This window comes from Okeania sp. KiyG1 (assembly GCF_014132355.1).
Classification (GTDB): domain Bacteria; phylum Cyanobacteriota; class Cyanobacteriia; order Cyanobacteriales; family Microcoleaceae; genus Okeania.
The window spans coordinates 79,178-102,244 of record NZ_BLZO01000121.1 but is presented as its reverse complement, the minus strand read 5'-3'; the positions used below and the strand labels follow the sequence as shown (position 1 = coordinate 102,244).

Sequence of the window (23,067 nt, the reverse complement as noted above, 5' to 3'; positions counted from 1 at the left end):
TGTCACAATAGTAATGAATATATTTTTTATTTCTGATTTTTAATTTTAAATAAGTATTATCCTTTATGTTGCGTCAGAGTGTTTTGATCGGATAACAAATGACTGATAATTTCTGTAGAGCAATCAAGACTTGCAGAAAATCAAGTAAAATTTGCCCACCCTACTGGACTGACACATCTAATTCATAAAATTAGATTATTGGGGCGGGGGCGGGTTTACTCAGTCGTGGGTAAAACCATTAACTTAACGCGGAACCCGCCCCTACCCGCAGAACTCGCCCCTACCCGATGCACCATTTTAGGCGTTTCAGTCCACTACTTTAAATTGCGCTTTTTCTTTAAATGATTTTTTGTCCATTGCCATACCAGCAAAGCCGTTAAACTACTAACCACAACTGCTGCTGGAAAGGGATGAGGAAGTAAGCTATGGTTTTTTTGCCATGGCCAAGTAGCAGGTTGAGTAACTAAACCGAAAGTTGAGGCCAGAATAGCTCCCGTTCCTACCCCTAGACCGATCGCTTGAATGTTGTCTTGCAGTAATAGTTCGGCTTTTTGTCGTTGTTGGTCCCGTTCTGCTTGGTCTATTTCTACTAAACCGCGAATAGTAGCGATCGCTCTATCTAGTAAAAGTGAGCCTTGATGGAGATAGGTTAGGTCTGCTTGAATTTGTCGTTGGAAGCGTTGAAAGTCTAGGTTGGCATAGTCTTGCCAAATATTTAGTTGGCTCTGGGTTAATTTTTCTAGGCGGTTAATTTTGTTGAGATAATTTTCACGGTTGATATCTATTGTGTTTTGAAAGTTTCCTAAACTGCGGAGGTATTGAGAATTTTTTAGGGAGAGGTCTAGCAGATTTTTGATTTGTTGTTTGAGGTTTTTTAGTTGTTGGTCTGAAAGGGTAGATGAGTTAGCTAGGGAAGTTTTATGTAATATTTCTACGGGATTGGAAGTGGCTAATATTGCTTTTGACTCCGCACTCTCAATTCTCAATTTTTCTTCTCCAATAGTAGGAAGATAAACTGGAAATTTTTGAATAAGATCTTCGATTTTTTTGATATCTTCTAGGGCAGTTTTATATTCTTTTTTGCTGTCGGCAAAGTTTTGCTTGTTTTTATGATGATATAAAAATAGTTCTGGTAAATCCCATTGAATTTTGTTGAGTTTTTCTGTGGTAATTTCCGCAAAGATAAATAGGATAATTATGTGTCCGTAGGGATGATAATTATTGGGGTTTTGATATTCGTAAATATAGCCATCTAGAAGTTCGCCACTGGTATAAAAGGGTGGTGCATCTTCGAGGTTTTCGAGATTAAGAAAATTTTGTAAGTAACGGTCAGCAAGGGGTTTTAATTCTGCGGGAGTTTCGGGTTTTTCTGGGAGAAAACCGCTTAACATGATTGTGCTTCCCCAAAAGGCTTTTTTTTGTGTTTTTTGTAATGTTTGGTCTGAGTTGTGATTAATTCCTGAAAAAAACTGACGGGGTGGTTTTAATTGAGATAAGTTGGCAAAGGCAACTTTGTCTTTTCCTGGATTTTGGGGATGATAAATGGTGAGAGAAAAACTATATGTATCATTAAGAAATTGAGGATAGATAAATCCTTTGTATGGGGAGTTATTTGCTAGAGTAATTCTTTGGCAACCTCTGCCTTGAGGATGATAAATTAAGTCTAAATTCGGTAGACCGGAGTTGAGGAAGTCTGAGAAATCAGAGCGTAATTTTAATTTTGATGGATTCTGGTTTTGGTCTAATGCGCCATAATAATCTAAGAGGATTTGATAGAAAGTTTGAATGTCTGTAATTTTTAGTTCAAACTGTTGGTAATTCGTCAAATTTACCGTTTTTAAATGATAGGTAAACAAGCGAATATTAGGAGCATAAATAAATTCTTGATTGATATTCATTCTAATTATAAAGGTTGGTTATTGTAAGCAAACAGCTATCAGCATTCAGCTATCAGCTAATCTTGTGGTGCGGGCATCTTGCCCGCGATGGGTGTACCTCATAACAGTGGAAAGCGTTGTATTTAATCTGAGTTAACTCTGCTCACCCCTGATAAATGAAGGCTGAATTATTACTGGTTATACCAATTTGAAAAAAGAATGCTATAAAAAGTATATCTATAACACATATGCTTAAAAATAGCTAATTCAGTTCATTTTATATAGTTATTTATATCGTTTTCCCCTTTTTTTCAATGCTTACCCCTTCTTCCTTCTTCCCTCTTCCTTCTTTCTTACTTCTACTATTTGTAACAGACATTTATTAAATTGGTATTATTGGCGAATAATTAAGGTTTAAAACCTTTCCTTTAAAGGAGAAAAAATTTTCCTTCAGCGTTAATCATCTTCTTTTCAAGGAGAGATAATTGTTAATTATTAATTATTCATTATTAATTATTAATTGTTGACGGTTTTCTTGAGCGTCTTCAATTGCCGAGCGTAGGGAAATATTTGTAATTGGTTGGTCTCTGGGGTCGGGAGGTGGTGGGTATTCGTCATCTTTTATAGGGTCTTTCCTTGCACTTTTTAAAGCGTTTGTAATAGTTTTGTACTGGTTTTCCTTACACCATTTAGTAATTGTTAAATAGATATTTTTGGGTTCGTCATTTGTTTGCTCTAAATTTTTTTTCAGGTCTTCTAATTTTTGCCAAGCACTTTCAGGAAAAATCTGGCTATCTGGTTTTTTACTTTCTTGGTTCAGAACACTGATGAATTTACGGATAATCTCTTCGGTTTGTGGAACTGCCATTGTTTATTTTCACTCCAATTAATATCTACATCAGACATAATTATCAATTATATAACTGTTACTAAATGACTATATGATTTGACTAGGTTCTCAATCAGGTCTATAACTTTTACCCATTTATTTATACCCAAAATCAGCAACGCCATTCGCCTTATATCCCGATCGCTGTAAATGCTGACCAATATATAGGATTTGCAAAGGGGCGGTCGTCATCATACAACTCTAAGTATAACTCGCATTCTTCTAAAGAATCTTCACTCAGTTTCAGACCACCCCGCAACCAAGCCAAAACCTCCTCACAGGAAACATTCCGTAACCAAGATTGAGCTTCTCGTAATGCCTCTACCACTGAACCAAACTTTGGTAGCTCCAGATACAAGCGAATCATCAACAACGCCGTTGCTAAATCATCAGCTTCCCACAAACTACCCACAACTGTCCGAGTTCCTGCATAAAAAAAAGCACTGGCTAAACCTACATAGTCATCAGTAGGAGGAGTTTCTACTAAACCCATTTTGCAGGCAGAAAGGATTAAAAGGCGACAGTTAGGGATATCCAGATTCTCGAAGATGTCGAGAAATGTCAGTTTTTCCCGATTTGCTAGACGCAGATAAGAGTTGCGGGGAAATTCCTCATCGAACTCTCCGTGACAGGAAAAATGGATATAGGTAGTCTGACCCAAGAAATTCCTGGTTTTTTGTTGGTTGAGGGCAGTTTTAGTAGCTTTGTCATGGGGAAGAACGAGAATTTGTTGCGGGTCGAACTGACGGCACAACTGCTCCACTTCTAAATCTGCATAAGTAAGGTCTTGTGTAGGGTTTTGAATGGCGAAAAAAGGAGGCGAATGGGGGTCAAGAGGGGGTCGTTGAGAGAGATTATTAAAAATTTGGCAACTAGGAGAATATTGCACAAGAAATTTATCCCCTAGAAGTTGGCTTTCACTTTCGGAAATGGGAAGAGCGTGAAAAGGAATTAGGTGGAGTTCCCGATGTGGAATTAGAATTAATCGTTGATAGTTGGTAAGTTGCAAAAGTATTTTTGGTAGCTGCAAGGCTTGGCTGAGGATTTGTAAATATTTTTCTAGTTGGGTTTCCCAGGTGGTTTCGCCATAGTCGCTGCGGTAATCTCGAATGGCTTCTTGGAGTTGCTGATGGTCTTCGGGTGTGAAGGTGAGGTGGTGAATTTGGAAATTTTTGTCTGGGGTAGGAGTAATCAGGAAAAGGTAAAAGTTAGATTCATTATTGGCTGGGAGATACCATTCCAGGATGGCAGTTTCGGAGTTGAGCAGGTGCCTGAAGTCTGGCAGTTGGGGGGTAACTTGTTGGGTAAGGGCGAAGTCTGAGTCGCCAATTTCTTCTAGGAGTTGTTGGAATTCTTGATTGGCAGTTTGGAGTTGGGTACGGATGTTGGCTTCGGGTACGTAAGAAAAATTTTCTCCTCTTTCTTCTGCCAAACCTCCTCCTATTAATTCTTGCCTGTTGCCTGTTGCCTGTTGCCTACTATCCATAAGTTGTTGTTGGTAGGAGGCGATTTGGCGACGTAATTCGCTGATGCTTTGTTTTTGGTCATCGGTGGCATTTTTGGGATAGAGGTTGGCACTGTTGAGGAGTTCGATTAATGTTTGAGATTTACTACGCTCAACAGTGAGGATAGCTTGGCGATAGTCTTGATGCTTGATGCACGCTTGCACCATTTTTTCATAAATGATTAGGTTATTTTCTATAATTTCCCTTTTAGTAAGTTCGGAGACTGCCCAATAGCGACTTTTCTCTACACCAAGGATAGCTTGGTTGTAACCAGAGATAGCAATTTCCCAGTTTTCCATATCAATGCCCAGGTTGCCCAGGTTGCGACCTGTTCGGAGGCAGTCGAGAGGGAAAAAGTCAGGGGTATGGACTTGTAATGCTGCTTGGTAGCAGTCAATCGCTTGTTCCATATTCTCCCATTGCTCTCCTTGAATGCGGTTTTCGTAAGCATTTCCTAAATTATTTTGAGTTGTTGCCCACTCTTGGGGAAAAGCATCTAGGGTTAAGACTTGTAAAGCTGTTTCGTAGTAGGTAATAGCTATTTCTATATTCTCTGAGCGATCTCCTTGGATGCAGTCTGAGTAGGCAAGACCCAAATTATTTTGAGTTCTTGCCCATTCTTGGGGAAAAGCTTCACGGGTACGGACTTGTAAAGCTGCCTTGTAGCAGGCAATCGCCCTCTCCATATTCTCTGACTTTTCTCCTTTGATACGGTTCCAGTAAGCAATACCCAGATTATTTTGAGTTGTTGCCCACTCTTGGGGAAAAGTTTCACGGGTACGGACTTGTAAAGCTGCCTTGTAGTAGGCAATCGCCATCTCCACATTCTCTGAACGCTCTCCCTGGATGCGGTTACGGTAGGTATTCCCCAGATTATTTTGAGTTCTTGCCCATTCTTGGGGGAAAGTTTCACGAGTCCGACGAACTTGTAAAACTGCTTTGTGGTAGGCGATTGCCATCTCCACATTCTCTGAACGCTCTCCCTGGATGCGGTCATTGTAGGCATTCCCCAAATTATTTTGAGTTGTTGCCCAGTCTAGGGGAAAAGCTTCACGGGTACGGACTTGCAAAGCTGCTTCGTAGTAGGCAATAGCTATTTCTATATTCTCTGACTGCTCTCCTTTGATGCGGTTTGAGTAAGCAATACCCAGATTATTTTGAGCCATTGCCCACTCTTGAGGAAAAGCTTCACGAGTACGAACTTGTAAAGCTGCTTCATAGCAGGTGATGGCCATCTCCACATTCTCTGAACGCTCTCCTCTAATGCGGTCATTGTAGCTAATACCCAAATTGTTTTGGGTTGCTGCCCAGTTTTGGGGAAAAGCTTCTAGGGTATAGACTTGTAAAGCTGCTTCATAGCAGGCGATGGCTTTCTCCACATTTTCTGAATGCTCTCCCCTAATGCGAGTGCGATAGGCTTGTCCCAGATTATTTTGAGTCATTGCCCAGTCTTGGGGAAAAGCTTCTAGGGTATAGACTTGTAAAGCTGCTTCATAGCAGGCGATGGCTTTCTCCACATTCTCTGAACGCTCTCCTCTAATGCGGTCATTGTAGACAATACCCAGATTGTTTTGAGTCATTGCCCAGTCTTGAGGAAAAGCTTCACGAGTCCGAATTTGTAAAGCTGCTTCATAGCAGGCGATGGCTTTCTCCACATTCTCTGAATGCTCTCCTCTAATGCGGTCATTATAGGCCATACCCAGATTATTTTGAGTCAGTGCCCAATCTTGGGGAAAAGCTTCACGAGTCCGAATTTGTAAAGCTTCTTGGTAGAAGGCAATGGCTTTCTCTACATTCTCTGAACGCTCTCCCCTAATGCGAGTACGATAAGCTTCTCCCAGATTGTTTTGAGTCATTGCCCAGTCTTGGGGAAAAACTTCACGAGTCCGAATTTGTAAAGCTGCTTTGTAGCAAGCGATAGCTTTCTCCAGGTTCTCTGATCCCTCTCCTCTGATGCGTTCTGAGTATGCATTCCCCAGATTATTTTGAGTCATTGCCCAGTCTTGAGGAAAAACTTCACAGGTATAGACTTGTAAAGCTTCTTGATAGAAGGCGATCGCTATTTCCAGATTTTCTGAACGCTCTCCTCTAATGCGGTTACCGTAAGCCAGACCCAAATTATTTTGAGTCATTGCCCAGTCTTGGGGAAAAGCTTCTAGAGTTAAAACTTGTAAAACTTCTTTGTAGGAGGCGATAGCTATTTCCAGATTATTTGCTCCGTTGCCTAAAGGAAAGTTAAAAATATTAACAGCAAAATCATTAAGAATTTGTGCCAGAAATTGGTTTCTCTCAGAATTATCAGGGTCAAGCTTTGACTCAAACCACTCTTTGAGAACCTCTGCAAAAGTCAAGTCGAGTTTATCTTGATTTTTTGCTAGAAGTGGATAGACAACCCCAGGGTCACTATTACTGTCAACCTCAGCTTGCAAAACCTCCATCAAAAATCTCAAATATTCTTCAGGTGTCGCCTTTTTGGGAGCTACCCCACCACCGGGAGACTGGAGATTAAGCAACTCTGCCAATTGTTGTGCCAAATGCTGTAGAAATTGCGCCTGGTTTTCTTGCCCTTCCCGCTGCAAATTTTCCACTACTTGCCTGCACACCTGCACCAAACCCTCATCTATAAGTTCCGGGTGTCTGTTGAGAATTTCCGCTTCTTCCCCACTGGGGCAATTCAGCAATTCTTGAATTAGGGAAATGTAAGCTTGTAACCTTTCTTCGTCCATTAAGTTCATTAAACAGTAAGTTTGCTATCACCATATATATGCAATTTTGTCAAATTATTTCAATATGAACAAAGATGGCATACAACTCAATTCATCCGCCAAGAAGTAAATTTCTTGGCTCAAAGCAGAAGTCATCTAAAGATGACTAAAGATAGCTAATTTATTTCTGACTTTTGACTTGTGACTTCCGTGAAACGTTATAAGCCCTAAATTCTTTAAACATCTCTCACCAGTACTACCAAAATGTTAACTTTCTTTCAGGAGATGCGATCGCTAATCATCAACAAAAGCATAAATTTAATTTATTAATTCAGTCATTAAAATTATTTATTCCTATAAAACCAGCTCTGATTTTCTCCAAATCATTACAAAATATTTTACGTACTTGCGTTATTTCAGAAATTTGGTATCATACCCTGTACATAAGATATCATGGTTTTCTTATACCTAAAATTAAAAACTCCTATCTTTAAAAGACTGTAATTCAGTATTTACGTTAAGTATCAGCCTCATTATCTAAATTTTTCGCGAGGATGGATAACTTCAAAAAAACAAATTTTATCCAAGTATAAGTACTTAAGTAATTGTAGCTATTGACAAATTCACTATTTCTCCCTACTCCCTACTCCCTACCCTCTACTTACTGAAAAATTGGGTCTAAAGGTCCCCTTTTAAAGGAAAAAAAAGAATATCCCTGATGTCAAGCCTCCTTATTGCAGAGGTACTGATAACTGATAACTGAAATAGCAGGTGATGGGCTAGCAGACAAATAAATAAAATTGGGCGTCGTCATCTTTAAATATACTTCTCAATTGCCCATAGCCCATCACCAATAAAAATTTGAGTTAATCGTCCATACTATCTATACTGAGGGGCACCATATCACCATTATTCGTAAGTCCTAATAACATAGATTCATTTGCTCGTATCACTTTGCCAGTAAGCACACATCGTTCCTCCTGTTGGGCCGTTGCAGGAAGACTAGCTCGAATATCCGAATGGGAAAACTGTGGCCGATAATCTCCAGACTTTTGCTGGACATAGTTCCAGAGGATATCTCGAATCAAAGCTTGATAGCCCTTATTATTAGCCAGTCTTTTCAACCTATCCTTTAACTCCCTTTCCAAACGAATGCTAGTAACTTCCATATCAGTAGTTGAAGTTCTGGGTATTGTGTACATGATTTTTTTTCTCCTTAAAATTTTAGGTAGACATCTCTGTAATATTAGTGTAGTATAAAAAAGGTTAGATTTGAAACCCCAACTTTTTGAGAGCTTTCCTGTGAACCATTCATTTATTCAAGCCATCGATCAGTCAAAAAACAACCTATTTAAGGGTTGTGGGACTATTTCGTGGCTGATATTGGGAAAAATATTATGTAATGGAAATAGCTTTGGCATTGATTATGGAGGTTTGGAGCTACTCGAAAAATTTAATCATATTTTTCAAATTGAAGGGCCAAAGATTAGGTCAAATCAATTTCTCAGAAGCGGGAGGTACAGACCAAAAAAATCTGTACATAAATCAGACTAAAAGGTATAAAAATCTTTTTTCTAGCCCCCGCTTCCGAATAAGTAGAAGCAGGGGTTGTTAGTTTTAAATAGGACCGAGAAATAGAAAAATAAAATTAATTTTTGAATTCGGACAATTAAAAAGCATTAAGCATTTCAGTAGTTCAGCAATCAGCGGTCAGCTTGGCGCGGACTGCTCAAACAGATACCTAATTATATGGGCAAATTTTTAGGCTGAAGTGCTGAAATGCTAATAGCTGATAGCTAGTTAATTGAAAAACCAGTTGCTATAAAAAATCTAAAATTTAAAATTTAGGAGGTAAAGCAGTGACCAGCATGACTCAAGTATTAAACCAATCTGTAGTCGTATTTTCTCAGAACTACTTACCCATGACCCGCGTAAATATCAAGCGGGCGATCGCTCTGCTGGTGACTGGCAAAGCTGAACCTCTAAATTTTGATAATGGTAGTGGCTGGGCTGTGCGTTCTCCTAGTTTGGTCTTATATGTGCCGGAACAAATTCGCCTAACGATGGCCTCCCAAGAACGGGTGTGGAAAGTCCCCCCAGTCAACCGCAGGGAAGTGTTAAAGAGGGATCATCACCGTTGCCAATATTGCGGGACTACTAAACGTCTCACCTTAGATCATGTTATTCCTCGGTCTAGGGGTGGTAAACATAGTTGGGATAATGTAGTTACGGCTTGCGAAAGGTGCAATGCAATGAAAGGTAATCGTACTCCTACTGAGGCAGGGATGAAATTATCACACCAACCGAAAACACCAATACATCCGACTATTGCATTTGCTGAACAGTTCTGGCGCGAACGACAACACGAAGTTTAGAAGCTCTTATTTTGTTACTGAAGCAGACCTAAAAGGTTGTCTATAAAAGGACTTACGCAAATCAACCTTTAAAACACCATATGTAGGGGCGAATGGCATTTGCCCTCACTGGATTTAGTGCCCATGCGTAAGTCCTGTATAAGTTTCGTTAGTTCTAGGAATTGACATCCTCTCCAGCCTAAAGGCACGGAGATTCCTACTGAGCCGTAGCTCTTCGGCGGGTTGACGCTTCCTGGGCTGCTGCTACTTTGACAGTAGTCTTATGCTTGCCTCCACGTCCGTTTAGAGTTTCCGAGTGCCCCCCGGCAACTGCTAATAATGTAGCATATATTCAATTTACTTGCAAATAAAAAGTCCCCGCTTATGGGCGAGGCTTTAAACCCAATTTTTCGGTAACTAGAGCTAAATTTTGATGTCGTTATTTGAGCAGAAAACAGTCAAAATAATGATCCTATACCAATTTACTTTAAAGATGTCACAAATAGTTTCAAATTACATAAGTTAAATAATTTCCTGAAATTACTGTGGCAGAAAAGTTTGGATTCTATAAAATCTTACTTTTGACTTTTAACTTCCGTGAAAAAGTTTGGAGCCTATAAAATCTTACTTTTGACTTTTGACTTTTGACTTCGGTGCAACGGTATTTTTACTTTTAACTTCCGTGAAACGGTATTTGCGCCAGATGTTGCTAACAAAACTAATTTCAATAACTGCAAAGAGTTTTGAGTTTTGAGTTATGGATTAATTACTCAATAACATCCGAAGCTCTTCCAATTAAAAAAGGAGAGACCACCGGGAATGCTAAAGTTAACTTATACTGAATCTGGCTTTTATATGGAGCGTTTGGCTCAATCTCCCGAACAGTTGGTAGCACTGCGGGTAATCTTGGCTATGCGAGTTGGTCAAAAAATTTTAGTTGAACCAAGTTCTGCAGCTTTTTTGCTACCTGTAAGTTTACCTGAGTTGTCGATGTTGGAGATGGCTGTGCAAAAGGAGGGTGGAGATGATATTGCCCTTTGTGTTGCTGATGATGAGTTTGTGGAAGTTAGTTTAGGAGGAACTTGGATAACAGTAGATCCAGAATATGAGAATGGGATTTTTATTACTGCGTTGAGTGATCGGATTGAGTTGTTACTTTTTAAGTTATGGCAAGCGGCTGAGGCAAATGCGTCAGTGAGTCAGGAAGCAACTGATTATTGAAATTGTCAATAGGTAATATATAGAAACCATTTGGTATCTATTTAAAAATAGAGAAGGAGATGGGGAGATGGGGGATGGGGAGATGGGGAGATGGGGAGATGAGAGAATTTTTCTACCTGCTTACGCTATCGGGTGGCGCGGGATAACATTAGCTTTTTCCCCTATTCTCGTTCCTGAATTTCCACAATTTATGATGACTGAGGACTGCAAGCAAAAGCATATACCGGTTGCAAAGATTCCACTCAGGGGTTCTATATAAGTAATAATGTAGGGATGTTACATGGAACATCTCTAGAAGAATTTCAGGCAATATTCTCTTTATTTGTCAGAAATGCGATCGCTAATCATCCAAAAGTAATTTCAAATTAAAAATTAGACAAGAGGCATAAATAATAGGTTTAACTTATCATATCAATGATTTAAATTATTTATTATAATCAAAACAGCTCTGATTTTTCCCAAATTATTACAAAATATTTCACGCACTTGCGTTGTTTCAGCGATTTGGTATCATAATTAGTACATAGTATATAATGCTATTCTTGTAGCTAAAAGTAAAAAATCCTCTATTTAATCAAGCTACAACTTAGTATTTACGTTAATATCATCTCCAATATTCACATTTTTTGTCTGGTTGGATAACTTGAAAAAAACAAATTTTAGATAAGTAGAAGTGCTTAAGTAATCATAGCTATTGACGGATTAATGTTTATAAGGTAGGAAAGTAGTGATTCAAAACCGAATATTTCAGGAATCGTCATTTCAGTTGTCAGTTATCAGTTGTCAAAAATAATGGGTGTTGCTGAGTTAAGTGATGAATATAACTGGGGTGGGTATCCTGCCGATCCGAAAATATAGAGAACGGGAAAATATAAAGAACAGGAACGGGCAAGATGCCCATTCCACAAAACTATTAAAATCATCAGAAATATCCTAGCTATTTGTAGCAAAAATTTATCAATTTGGTATTACCGAATAATTAATAATTAATAATTAATAATTAATAATTAATTATTCTGGTTTAAAGCCTCCTCTTTTAAGGGGAAAAAAGCGGTAGAGGGATAGATGGGTTTCCTAACCATATCCAATAGACTAAGAGAAGAAATAATATTTCCTTATATTCAATTCCGTAACGGTTTTAACCAGAGGTAATTATCAATTATCCATTATCAATTATCCATTAATGAATTCTTCCTTCCCTCTGAGAATATGTCTTACAGCGAATTTACTCTCTCACAATTAGAATTTGAATTTAATTTTGTACTTCAGGAACGAGTTGAATTATTTAAGTCTATAAAATCTGTAAATCCTAGTACCTTATTGAAATAAATTTTGGCTGAAAATATTCCTTTGGCATTAGAAATTGATACAGAAAAAGCTCGTTTCCTGACAGAATGCTCCGCAAACAGAATTGATTATTTCTCCAATTATTGTGGAACTCAGAAAATACTTTAACCGCCAAATTAGTTTATTTTCTGGCACAGAATTTAATGTGGATAAAAGTAAGGGATTAACGGGAAGATGTGATTTTATCATTAGTTATTCTCCAAAGCAGTTAGAGGTAACTGCTCCTGTGATGACAATTGTTGAGGCAAAAAATGATAATATTAAATCTGGATTAGCTCAGTGTATTGCAGAAATGGTTGCTGCTCAATTGTTTAATCGACAGAAAAAAAATCAAATTTATTGTATTTATGGAATTGTTACAACAGGGAGTAATTAAAAATTTTAAGGTTGACAAAAATCAAGTTGAGATTGATATAAGTGAGTATTTTATGGGGAATTTGGAATATCTATTTGGAATTTTAATTTATATAATTGAAAATACTTTTTCTGATTGATTGTTTCGTAAAATATGGAGTATTAAATTTGTGGGTAAAACTGTATATAATGATGAAGTATTAGCAGGAATTTATAAATACCGAGAAGAATCTGTTAAATAGGGTTTGAGGAGACAGGAGACAGGAGAAATGGGAATTAGCGAGGAGGTAGGAGCTAAGTTTTGTAAGAATGATTTTTCTGCCCAAATCTTGACCAAAATCGGCTCATTTTTGAACCATTATCACTTAAAACCTCGCATTTTTTGATAGTTAAAAAGGCTAAAACCTTTATATATAAAGACTTTTAGATTTAATCAGCAAGCCCTAAATATTTTGATGATAATTTACAAGCTTATAGTTGGAGATTAAAAAAACAAGCTGTTAGTGGTAGAAAAATTATTTCTGCGCCACTGAAAAAACCTGGTTGAGAAACAAAATTTTTAAGAATTAAGAATCATCAGTTGTTAAGAACAAAGTTTTAGGAAGGCTTATTCACATTAACCTTACAAAAAGTAGAAAAAAGTTGGGTTTTGCTTCCTCAAGCAAACTTACACAATTTAAGATTTTTGGTTCTGACTGTTCAACGAGAAGACAAATCTTTTAAGAGTTAAAAATCATCGGTTGCTTAGAATAAACTTTTAGCAAGACTTATCCATAGGAGTAATACCAAATTCAAGAAAGATTGTTACAGTAAAATATAGATGCTTAACGGAATTGAAAAATCTTCACTTTTTATTTATTATACCTACCACCTAACACCTAACACCTAATACCTTGAATAGCCAATGTAGCAATATTTTTTGAAAATGGTATAACCTAACAAAAATTATAAAAATGTTGGGTTTTGCTTCTTCAACCCAACCTACACAATTTAAGATTTTTGGTTCTGACTTAAACATATTTGTAATGATTAGTTTTCTTTCTTATGCACAAGAGAAACCTAACTGTAATTGAGTATTTTCCTATTACTTTATGGATTATACTTAGTCTTCCCCGGCGAAAGTATAAGAACCTTTGCAATATATGTTGTAATTGTTACTGGCGATCTTCTTGAGCAATATATCGACGACCTTTAGCTTCCCCAGCATCTCTAGCTTCTTGAATTGCTTCCTCTGTTAAACCTCCTTGCTTGGCTCTAGTTTCAGTAAGTTCTAAGTTCTGGCGTTCAGCCTCAATTCTATTTCGTCTTATTTGATAATCCTGGTCAGTCTCATTATTAGGATAAGGTTATTAATCTTCACAATAGTACATTGCTGATGCTAACTCTACTTTTTTCAAAAGTTCTTGCTCTTTCTTCTCACTTTGCATATTTGCAATACTTTCACATGATGAGGAGGAAAGAATTACCCCGACTAAAACAAATATCTTGACAATATTGAATTTATTTACCGAATAATTAAGGTTTAATACCATTTTTAAAAAGAATGTTACGAATAATAAGCACCATAAACAGACTTTATCTGAAAGTTTTTTTCACGAAAAAAGTAATTTAAAACATCAAAAATGGTATTAAATATATCCACTCTGCATTCTGCATTCTAAATTCGCGCATTAGAATAAATACCCTAACTATTTGTAGCAAACATTTATCAATTTGGTATAAAGCCTCTCCTTTCAAGGAGAAAAAAGCGGTCGAGGGATGGCGAGGTCTCCTCGCCATATCCAATCGACCAAGAGAGAAAAATTTTTCCTTTGAGTCAATCCTCTTCTTTTCAAGGAGAGGTAATTATTAATTATTCATTATTCATTATTAATTGTTGAAGCTATACATAAAAGAATTTTTAATATATGAATTTAGCTTAACTTTCCTTTCAGTATAATCTTTTATCTTTAGGCATAGCTAACGTAAAATATCCTATTAAATCTTATGTTTTATAGACGAATACTAATATTAAAGTCTGAAAATATCGTAAATTGCCGTGTAAAATCAAGCTATAATACCTGAAACTTAACTATATCTGGAGTTTATGACTATTGCAGAGGTATTACAATTAGCAGATCGGTTAGTTTTCTCGAAAACTGGTAAACACTTAGATGATCTTCAACAGGTAGTTATCCAAGGAGTCTGGCAAGGTGAAAGTTATAGTCAAATTGGAGAATAATATCATCGTAGTGAGAGTCGAGTTAGAGATGTCGGTTATAGATTATGGCAAATTTTATCGGAGCAGTTAGGGGAAGATGTTAATAAAAATAATTTTCGTTCAACCATAGAAAGATTATTTATAAATTCATCGTTTATTAATTTGTTTAATCATAAAAATCATCACCATAGTTTTAATTTCTGTTCGCCGATATCTGAGCAACCACAACAACAACCAGATATTGAAAATCAAGTTGAACCTAAATCCTGCTATGAAGATTTAGGAATAGCACCTAAAATTAATTTTTTTTATGGCAGAAACGAAGAACTGAAAATTATCCATGATTGGATATTTTTACAAAAAGCTCGTTTGATTAGTGTTTTAGGATTAAGTGGAATTGGTAAAACAACTTTAGTGAAAAGATTCGTCGATCTAAACAGTAATTTTTTTGATGTTCTGATGTGGAAAAGTTTAAGATTTCCTCAACCGTTAAATTTGCTTTTAACTGAAATCTTCAATAATTTTTCTCTGGTAAATGATAGTGTCAGTCTTAATGAAGAAACCTGGAGAAAGTTGTTTGATATTTTACGCCATAAAAAATGCTTAATTATCTTGGATGACGTTCAGAATATTTTTACAGAAAAACAATTAGCAGGACAGTATCAACCAGAATATAGAGATTACAAAACATTCTTGAAAATGATGACTGAGATTGAACATCAAAGCTGTTTAATTTTAGTCAGTCAAGAGAAATCTCAAGAAATGAAATCTTTAAATGAGGAATTATATCCAATTAAAGTTTTAGAGTTAATAGGTTTATACGAAACAGAGCTTTTGAATCATCAAGATTTAGAGAATCCTGAATCTTGGTCTACCTTAATCAAACTCTATGAAGGAAATCCTTTATATTTACAGAATATAGCCGATTTAATTAAAGATGTATTTCAAGGTGATGTTTTAAGTTTTGTCAATGGGGACGAATTGATTTTAACAGAAGATTTGAAAGATCTATTTAATTCATTATTCGATAAATTATCTAAGGTCGAACAAAAAATTATTGTGGAAATGAGTCAACAAAACCAAGAATTTTCCATAGAGACTTTAAAAGAACATTTATCTTTATCATCGGCAGATTTGATTAATGGTTTACAATCTTTATCCAGACGATATATTTTACGAACAAATCCTCAAAATAAAAAAATGTTTCAACTTTCTCCAGTCTTTCGAGAATATCTTAAACAAGGTAATAATTTTCATCAATGACAAAACTCTATTAACCTGAATTAATTCTAGTTTTAAGAACTCAAATTTTCGTCCGAAGCGACCGACAGGGTTTCCCGGAGCATTCCGGGACGGAAAGCTATCTCAAATCCTAATCTTTCGTATCTCGTGCGTAAGTCCTGATGATATTACAAGAGTTTCAGCAAAAGTTGATTTATTTACTTGAGATGTTTTTATATTAATTAAATTTAGCGATCGCCAGTTAAAATCTTTAATTTTTTGTCAGGAATACCATTACGAATCATCAAAAGTAGTTTCAAACCCAAAATTAGACAAGGAGAGCAAGATATAGATTTAACTTATCAAATCAGCGATTAAAATTGTTTATTCTAATCAAAAAAACTCTGATTTTTCCCAGATCGTTACAAAATATTTCACCCACTTGCGTTGTTTCAGCAATATTGATTATTTCTCCAATTATTGTGGAACTCAGAAAATACTTTAACCGCCAAATTAGTTGATTTTCTGGCACAGAATTTAATGTGGATAAAAGTAAGGGATTAACGGGAAGATGTGATTTTATAATTAGTTCTTCTCCCAAACAGTTAGAGGTAACTGCTCCTGTAGTGACAATTGTTGAGGCAAAAACGATAATATTAAATCTGGATTAGCTCAGTGTATTGCGGAAATGGTTGCTGCTCAGTTGTTTAATCGACAGAAAAAAAATCAAATTTCTTGTATTTATGGAATTGTTACGACAGGAAGTAATTGGAAGTTTTGAAGGTTGCTAGAAAATCAAATTGAGATTGAAGCAGGAGAGCATTTTATTGGGAATTTGGAATCTCTGTTTGGAATTTTAATTTATATCATTGAAAATAGTTTTTCTAATTGATTGTTTCGTAAAACATGGGGTATTATAGCGAGTTTCATATCAGTCAAGTACACTGCTAGCAGGTAAAATTACTATAGTAATGAGTAGAATTATTTAAGTATATAGAACTTGTAAATCCTAATCTCAAAATAATTTTATAATTAAGATAAAACCAAAATATCTATTCCACCTGAGGGCAAATGAAGCAAACATAAACATTCACTATTTGTGAAATTAAACCTTTGTTTTAAGTCTTTTGAAAACTGGCTTAACTTCATAACCAATAGCTTCTGAAATTAACTTGCATTCTTCTGGAGTAACAAATTTTCTGACATATTCAGGAAATTTTTCTGGGATGTAAGTTTCTTCTAACCACTGATGAAATTTTCCGAGTAATTCATAGGGATAAATATTAGCAAGCTGTTCACCTCTTTTATCTGGATAATGGTGAATATACTGTTCAAAATCTGTTTCATATCCGTTCTGTCTTAGCCAATAACACCAAGTCAGACCTACTGAAATGTCAATAGTTGCTTTATCATGTAAAGGAACATTTTTAGATTCCAATTTCCTCATTAATTTACCAATTTCTTCAAAAACACACCATGTACTTTTTGGTAGTTCAGTTTTCTGTTCAAATAACTTTAAGCGTTCGTACCAAACACGTTGGTAAGGATGCAAATTTATAGGTTCTTGAGTAGCAGGTTTTTGACCTGTGAAAGGCCATTGCTCGATCCACTCAGACACCATCATTTCAATTTCAGGTGAGAGCCACATAGCAAAAGAAACAGCAAGCTTAGGATGAATCCAAACTTCTTGATGTTTACCTTCTCCTGTTTTTTCCACAAGCTCATAAACCTCTAGCTTAGTTTTATTCGATAAAAGCTCTATGTATTCAGTTGTTCCATTCTTTTCAAACCAGCTATTAGGATTTCTGTACTTTCCTGTTTTCTTTTTATATGCTCTCGCTAATTTAGTTGCATTAATATAGCCATCATAATTGCGCTGAGTAACTACTAATTCCCCAACAGGGTGTTCAATGTAGTTCATTCTAATTTATCCTTTTTGAAATAATTTACTTAATTTGTAAAATAACATTTGTTTATAACAAATAAAAGTAAATATTAGGTAGCATTTTCCGAACTGAAAAGTTCGTCAACCACTAATCATAGAATAAATTTTTGCTGTGGGGGTAATTTACTATAATTTTAATCTATGAAAAATATTATTGACACGAATTAACTCTCCCTTGAATATCTCAAATCCGCTAATAACTTTATGAATACAATGAGCAAAATTTTCCCAATAACGCTCGTATAGATAAATAATAATTCCAGCATAATTGGGATAGACATAATGTGATTTTATATCTGTATGATTTAGGGTTAAAATCCTATGATTTTCTTTAATGTTGACATACTCCCCGGCTATCAGGCACGGGGATTCTCACAAAAAGTGATTCTTTGCTCATCGACACAGCTTACTAAATTAAGTTGCCCATCATTAGCAGAGACTGTTGTCTCCCAAAGCGTTCCCTATTACTAGGAGGTTTCTGAATGCCCTGCCTTCGGCGCGCCGCTCCGCGTCTACAGTACCTTGATTCCACTCAATACCTATTATTTCTAATCCACGGCTCAAGATGTTTCGTGCTGCGTTTGTATCACGACATATTTCAGCATTACAACTGGGGCAAACATGAGTACGAGTTGATAAAGTTTTCTTAACTCTATGCCCACAATTAGAACAATCTTGAGAAGTGAATTTGGGATTTACGGAGACAACCGCTTTGTCCCAAATTTTTCCATAATATTCTAGCCATTGAGTGAATTGATACCACGCTGCATCAGATATTGACTTTGCCAAATGATGATTTTTGACCATGTTTTGTATCTTTAGATCTTCATAGACGACAACATAGTTAGATGCTACTACGCACCGGGCTTGCTTAATGCTCCAGTCTTTACGCTGCCTACTTACCTTCAAATGGCACTTGCCTAGTCTTTTTCTGGCTTTGTGGTAATTGTTTGATTGAGGTTTTTTGCCCTTCACAAACTTCTTACTTAATTGTCGTTGCCGACGTTTTAATTTTTTCTCTGACTTCCTCAAATATTGAGGATAAACAATAGCATTATCGTTTATGAATTCTAACTTTTTCTTTAACCCATTCCTGCCAATACTCCTCTCAATACATCTGCACTTACCCGGTCTGTAATCTTGACCACACCCACCCCAGTCGGCAACACAAACCTAACTTTACCCGCTTTAACCTTTTTATCAGTCTGCAAAGAAACCAAAATTTCCTCAATATCCAACCCACTCGGCAACCTCGTCGGTAAAGCAGCCTTTTCTATCAAAGCTAACTGACGGCGATCGCTCTGTTCATCCCACATCCCCAACTCCACCGCCAACCGACTCGCAGCCACCATCCCAATAGCCACCGCTTCACCATGAGTCACCATAGTATAACCAGTCAAACTTTCCACGGCATGACCAATAGTATGACCGTAATTCAAAATTGCCCTTAATCCCGATTCTTTTTCATCTTTCTCTACCACATCAGCCTTACTTTGGCAAGACCTAATCAAGATTTCTTCTAATAACCCTGCCGTGAGATGATTAATTTCATTAAGCTTCTGACTATTCTCCATCTTGGCAAATAATTCCGCATCCCAGATAGTTCCATATTTAATAACTTCTGCCATTCCACCCCGAAACTCACGCACAGGTAAAGTCTTCAATACTTCCGGGTCAATTAATACCAGACGTGGTTGGTGAAAAGCGCCGATGAGATTTTTACCTTGGGGATGATTGACTCCCGTTTTTCCGCCAATAGCAGCATCCACCATTGCTAATAGAGAAGTGGGAACTTGCACCACATTCAAACCCCGCAACCAAGTCGCTGCTGCAAACCCAGTCATATCGCCAACTACTCCACCTCCAAGAGCAACCATTGTCGAAGACCGCTCCATACGGTGTGCTAAAGCTGCATCGTAAATAGTGTTTAGGGTTTGAAAGTTTTTGTATTGTTCTCCAGCAGGGAGGATGCAGTGAGAAACATCAAAACCCGCTTGTTGGAGAGAGGCGATCGCTCTAGAACCATAATGACCAAATATTTCTGGGTTGGAGACCAGCAAGACCTTTTTGCCCAAGTTGAGGGGTTGCATTTTTGGCCAAGTTGGTCCAGGTTGCCAGGAGCGATCGCTATTTCATAAGACTTGGAGGGTAGTTGAACAGTGATAGATGCCATAGATAATTTCAGACTTTGCTATTTTGAACATTAAATATTAGACTTAATTTTATATTATTCGCCATTTTGGAGAAAAGTTAATGACTGTTGATGGAATTATTGCTTTCTTTGTATTATTTGTTGGTGGCTTAGGTGTAGCTACAGTTTTAATGTTTGGCTTGCGTGCTGTTAAGTTAATCTAGAATTGTATAGTAAGCATTCAGCAGTCAGCCATCAGCTATCAGCTATTGGTTTTAATTTTAGATAAAAGCTTTAATAATTGAGTCGGAATTAAATCTTACTACAAAAGCTGGCTATATTAATTGAAACCTGCTTATGAGAGCTGAGAGCTAATAGCTGTTTGCGCAGCATTCCGCAGGAAATACTTACATTTTATTAGCTCTCCCGTTAGACGTTTTTAATAGTTTAGCGGGAATTTATAAAAGACAAAAATCAAATATGAATAATCAAGTTACTGATTTAAAATTACTTTATGATACAGATTATTTTGATTGGTTAAAAAAGATGATTAAACTGCTAAATAATCGTCAATTAGAGAACATAGATTATGATAATTTAATTGCAGAGTTAAAAGCCTTGGGTAGAAGTGAAAGATGGTTTTTCTTGTAGTTAACTACTAATTTGGTGCGTTACATTTCATTAATTATCCTACCAGATAAGAAATCGTACTAAACCTTCATTAGGTAAATCAAATTTAAAGCCATCGTTTCCAGTTCCACCTGTCAGAATACCTCAAACCTTAAGACATTTGAGGGAAGTTTTCCTTGCCATCCTTCCCCTTGTTCTTCGTAAATTATCTGGATGGTATAGTAACTAGGTTTTAAGAGTTCGTATAACAATGTAATATCTTGCGGAACTTCGACCGTATTTTCGTCTCCAGGTGCTAGATCGATAGGCAAGTTTTTTCGTCTAGGACCGCCAGGTGAGAAAGCTCTGCGAGTTGCTTCTCCTAATTCTGTCAAAGGTATTTCTTTATCGTTAATGTCCTTAACAATAACCAGATGGTTAAACCAGAAACCAGGTTGCCAAATTGTTAGTTGTTTTTTGGAGACGTTCTTGATCGAGAAAGTGGGAATAATGGCTTCACCGACCGCAAATCTAGTTTGTATAAGACTTACTCTAGCTCGTAATCCAGCTACTTCTGCACCGTACTCATCAGCTTGACTATGGTTTTTCATTGCTAAGAAATCTAGATGATTAATGGAAAGGAACGATAATGAAACAGTCAAGATGAAGCCTAAACTGAACATAACGATGGGCAATGCTAATGCTTTTCGTTGAAAGCCATCGTTTTTCATAATAAATTCTCCTTGAAATCATGCCACTTTAGATACATTCTGGTTGGCTAAGTGTTTAGTTTTCTTCTTTTTGGTTGACAACACCCCTAATCCTAATAAAACTATACCAAGAGTAGTTGATGGTTCAGGAACGCAGGCTGTTAAATTAATGTCCTTCGCTGCTTTCCAACCGGGAAAACCATTAGCTTCTGCATTTCCTATTGCTGTATTAATTGGATTAATGGAGTTACCATCCGTAACCACAGAGGAAATAGTTCCAATAGTTGACATTCCGTTAACGAAATTCCCCTTGTTATCGTAAGTCCAGTCAAACCATCCCAGTACGTCGAAAGTCGTTTTCGGAAATGTAGGGTCAGTAAGGTTGTCCACAACTAGATAGGTTGTAAAATCAATCATGCTATTTTTATTCCCATCCCTTGGACGGTCAACAAACCGAGATGCTTTGCCTTCTTCGTGAATTTTGACACCGTTAAATACACCATTCGCCCATTCAGTGTCGTTGAAATAGTAGGGTTCATTATCTTCGTTCATATCAAATGGAAATGGGGCTGGATCTATGGCTGGTAGTTTACCGAGTACGGGGTCAGTCATCTCCATTACGTCATCAACAGTGTATTTTGTTTCTACGTTCACCCATCGAAAGTCATACCAATCATCTAGAAATGCCTTCTCAGGAGCAAAAAGAAATTCTCCAATAATGCGGCCAGAATCCTCTGTATCTATCTTGGCATCGAGAGTACCAATCACCATATCCATCCCATTAACTTTAGCTGTGATATCAACTGCTAAAGCTCTTTCCATATCTACAGCAGCTAAAGCTACTAGCACGGTAACACTTAAAGTAGACCACTTCATTTTCTTAATTCTCCGTAGTAGGTGGTAGGTAAAATTTAAAATTTAGTATATTCTTCACAATACAGAATTTATGCTGTAGCGATCGCTCACCTTTCTGTTCACCTATCCGTTCATTGTACTGATTCAAATTATTCACTTTTCCGACAATTCCTTCAGATATATTCAAATACTGATTCAAATTGTTCACTTTTCCGACAATTCCTTCAGATATATTCAAATTGTTTTCGTTGAGAGAGCAGATATAAATAATGGAGCGCTGCTCGTTTTCTCGATACTAACGCTCCACTATTAAAAATTAACCTTTATTCCTAAATTCACTAAGAGTTTCTTAGCTTTTCTGTTGACGCTTCAACATTGAACCTATCCCCAGCAAACCTAGAGCAAAAATACCCATGGCAGAACCAGGTTCCGGAACTGGTACGCAACGTGGGGGCGGAGTACCACCAGCACCTCCGTGAAAACTAACAGCTGGAGGTCCACAAAAATTACCAGTACTCATACCAATAGGATTATTGGGAATTACAGTAAAACCACCGCCAGTATTAGCCACAATTGTTGGTGCAGCGCTAGTGAATATATTTTTATTGTCACCAAGAGCTGTCGTAGGTCCAAGGTCGGTTACTTGGTATACTTGAAGTGGACCACTCATACTGGGTAAAAAATAAGTAAAGTCATCAATACCAGGATTGAAGCCAAAAAGAGTTATATCAAAAGGGGCTGGTGGCTTGTCCGGGTTACTTGCATCAAAATTGCCCATTAGTCGAAGTACCTCAATATCATCAGGCACATCTGCAATCAGAAGATTAATAGGTGAGTTATTCTCATCAATTGTGGCATTGATTTGCACAATATCATTGATAAGTGGATCGCCATTAAGTGTGGGAGAATACCCTATAGCACTTTCCAAAGTGAATACACCCGCAGTGATATCCATGCCATCTATCGTTAAACTGGGGGGTGGATTAATAGTCAGATCGAAAGCAAAAGCTGGCGCTCCAAGTAAAGAAAGGCCAAATGCAATTAAAGAAGTACGAGTAAAACTTTTAAACTGATAATTTTTCATAGTGAGATAAATTTCAAAATCTAAGTATTATTCACGATACAGAATTTATGTCGCAGCGAT

Annotated in this window: 17 protein-coding genes and 2 pseudogenes; 7 read left to right on the top strand and 12 right to left on the bottom strand. The window is 36.8% G+C overall.

Features of this window, described 5'->3' with window-relative positions; genetic code table 11:
* Positions 1-314 precede the first annotated feature (314 nt).
* The 4 genes from SAGCYANO_RS29355 to SAGCYANO_RS29340 all read right to left on the bottom strand — a co-directional run bounded on the left by SAGCYANO_RS29355 (position 315) and on the right by SAGCYANO_RS29340 (position 8,178).
* Positions 315-1,898 (bottom strand): hypothetical protein, encoded by a 1,584-nt coding sequence (locus SAGCYANO_RS29355; RefSeq protein ID WP_202223295.1) that lies wholly within the window; start codon positions 1,896-1,898, stop codon positions 315-317.
* A 478-nt stretch (positions 1,899-2,376) separates the two neighbouring features.
* Complete coding sequence (locus SAGCYANO_RS29350; RefSeq protein ID WP_202223294.1) at positions 2,377-2,745, bottom strand: hypothetical protein; 369 nt, start codon at positions 2,743-2,745, stop codon at positions 2,377-2,379.
* 151 nt (positions 2,746-2,896) lie between these two features.
* Positions 2,897-6,997: a CHAT domain-containing protein gene (locus tag SAGCYANO_RS29345; protein WP_202223334.1), complete on the bottom strand. Its 4,101-nt coding sequence runs from the start codon at positions 6,995-6,997 to the stop codon at positions 2,897-2,899.
* A gap of 845 nt (positions 6,998-7,842) precedes the next feature.
* The gene (locus tag SAGCYANO_RS29340) at positions 7,843-8,178 is read right to left on the bottom strand and encodes a ribbon-helix-helix domain-containing protein (RefSeq protein ID WP_124144708.1); all 336 of its coding nucleotides are present in this window, start codon (positions 8,176-8,178) and stop codon (positions 7,843-7,845) included.
* Between the two features lie 666 nt (positions 8,179-8,844).
* Here SAGCYANO_RS29340 and SAGCYANO_RS29335 point away from each other — a divergent pair.
* From SAGCYANO_RS29335 to SAGCYANO_RS29315, 5 genes are all read left to right on the top strand, one after another.
* Positions 8,845-9,351 carry an HNH endonuclease gene (locus SAGCYANO_RS29335; RefSeq protein WP_375340017.1) on the top strand — a complete coding sequence of 169 codons (507 nt, stop codon included), beginning with the start codon at positions 8,845-8,847 and terminating at the stop codon, positions 9,349-9,351.
* Between the two features lie 798 nt (positions 9,352-10,149).
* Positions 10,150-10,551: an alr0857 family protein gene (locus SAGCYANO_RS29330; protein WP_202223292.1), complete on the top strand. Its 402-nt coding sequence runs from the start codon at positions 10,150-10,152 to the stop codon at positions 10,549-10,551.
* Between the two features lie 1,411 nt (positions 10,552-11,962).
* Entirely contained in the window at positions 11,963-12,274 is a 312-nt protein-coding gene (locus SAGCYANO_RS49545) for a hypothetical protein (RefSeq protein ID WP_307785989.1), read from the top strand.
* 2,064 nt (positions 12,275-14,338) lie between these two features.
* Positions 14,339-14,473, top strand: coding sequence for a hypothetical protein (locus SAGCYANO_RS48190; RefSeq protein WP_255502748.1), 135 nt, complete (start codon positions 14,339-14,341; stop codon positions 14,471-14,473).
* Positions 14,474-14,614: 141 nt separating this feature from the next.
* Positions 14,615-15,715, top strand: a complete 1,101-nt coding sequence (locus SAGCYANO_RS29315; protein ID WP_237396828.1) for an NB-ARC domain-containing protein — start codon at positions 14,615-14,617, stop codon at positions 15,713-15,715.
* 325 nt (positions 15,716-16,040) lie between these two features.
* Here SAGCYANO_RS29315 and SAGCYANO_RS29310 read toward each other — a convergent pair whose 3' ends face one another.
* The 4 genes and pseudogenes from SAGCYANO_RS29310 to aroB all read right to left on the bottom strand — a co-directional run bounded on the left by SAGCYANO_RS29310 (position 16,041) and on the right by aroB (position 19,791).
* Complete coding sequence (locus SAGCYANO_RS29310) at positions 16,041-16,274, bottom strand: hypothetical protein (protein WP_202223290.1); 234 nt, start codon at positions 16,272-16,274, stop codon at positions 16,041-16,043.
* Positions 16,275-16,778: 504 nt separating this feature from the next.
* Positions 16,779-17,594, bottom strand: a complete 816-nt coding sequence (locus SAGCYANO_RS29305; protein WP_202223289.1) for a KilA-N domain-containing protein — start codon at positions 17,592-17,594, stop codon at positions 16,779-16,781.
* A 380-nt stretch (positions 17,595-17,974) separates the two neighbouring features.
* Positions 17,975-18,683 (bottom strand): annotated as a pseudogene (locus tag SAGCYANO_RS29300) (RNA-guided endonuclease InsQ/TnpB family protein); the annotation flags it as partial.
* A 17-nt stretch (positions 18,684-18,700) separates the two neighbouring features.
* Positions 18,701-19,791, bottom strand: a pseudogene (aroB, locus tag SAGCYANO_RS29295) (3-dehydroquinate synthase).
* 80 nt (positions 19,792-19,871) lie between these two features.
* On the opposite strand from aroB, the gene SAGCYANO_RS29290 reads away from it, so the two are divergent.
* Entirely contained in the window at positions 19,872-19,973 is a 102-nt protein-coding gene (locus SAGCYANO_RS29290) for a cytochrome b6-f complex subunit PetL (RefSeq protein WP_202223288.1), read from the top strand.
* Between the two features lie 256 nt (positions 19,974-20,229).
* On the top strand, positions 20,230-20,400 hold the full coding sequence (locus tag SAGCYANO_RS29285; RefSeq protein WP_202223287.1) for a DUF29 family protein: 171 nt from the start codon (positions 20,230-20,232) through the stop codon (positions 20,398-20,400).
* A gap of 113 nt (positions 20,401-20,513) precedes the next feature.
* Here SAGCYANO_RS29285 and SAGCYANO_RS29280 read toward each other — a convergent pair whose 3' ends face one another.
* The 4 genes from SAGCYANO_RS29280 to SAGCYANO_RS29265 form a co-directional block, all read right to left on the bottom strand.
* Positions 20,514-21,089 (bottom strand): hypothetical protein, encoded by a 576-nt coding sequence (locus SAGCYANO_RS29280; RefSeq protein WP_202223286.1) that lies wholly within the window; start codon positions 21,087-21,089, stop codon positions 20,514-20,516.
* 18 nt (positions 21,090-21,107) lie between these two features.
* Positions 21,108-21,944, bottom strand: a complete 837-nt coding sequence (locus SAGCYANO_RS29275; protein WP_202223285.1) for a PEP-CTERM sorting domain-containing protein — start codon at positions 21,942-21,944, stop codon at positions 21,108-21,110.
* A gap of 4 nt (positions 21,945-21,948) precedes the next feature.
* Positions 21,949-22,161: a hypothetical protein gene (locus SAGCYANO_RS29270; RefSeq protein ID WP_202223284.1), complete on the bottom strand. Its 213-nt coding sequence runs from the start codon at positions 22,159-22,161 to the stop codon at positions 21,949-21,951.
* 111 nt (positions 22,162-22,272) lie between these two features.
* Positions 22,273-23,007, bottom strand: coding sequence for a PEP-CTERM sorting domain-containing protein (locus SAGCYANO_RS29265; protein ID WP_202223283.1), 735 nt, complete (start codon positions 23,005-23,007; stop codon positions 22,273-22,275).
* Positions 23,008-23,067 lie beyond the last annotated feature (60 nt).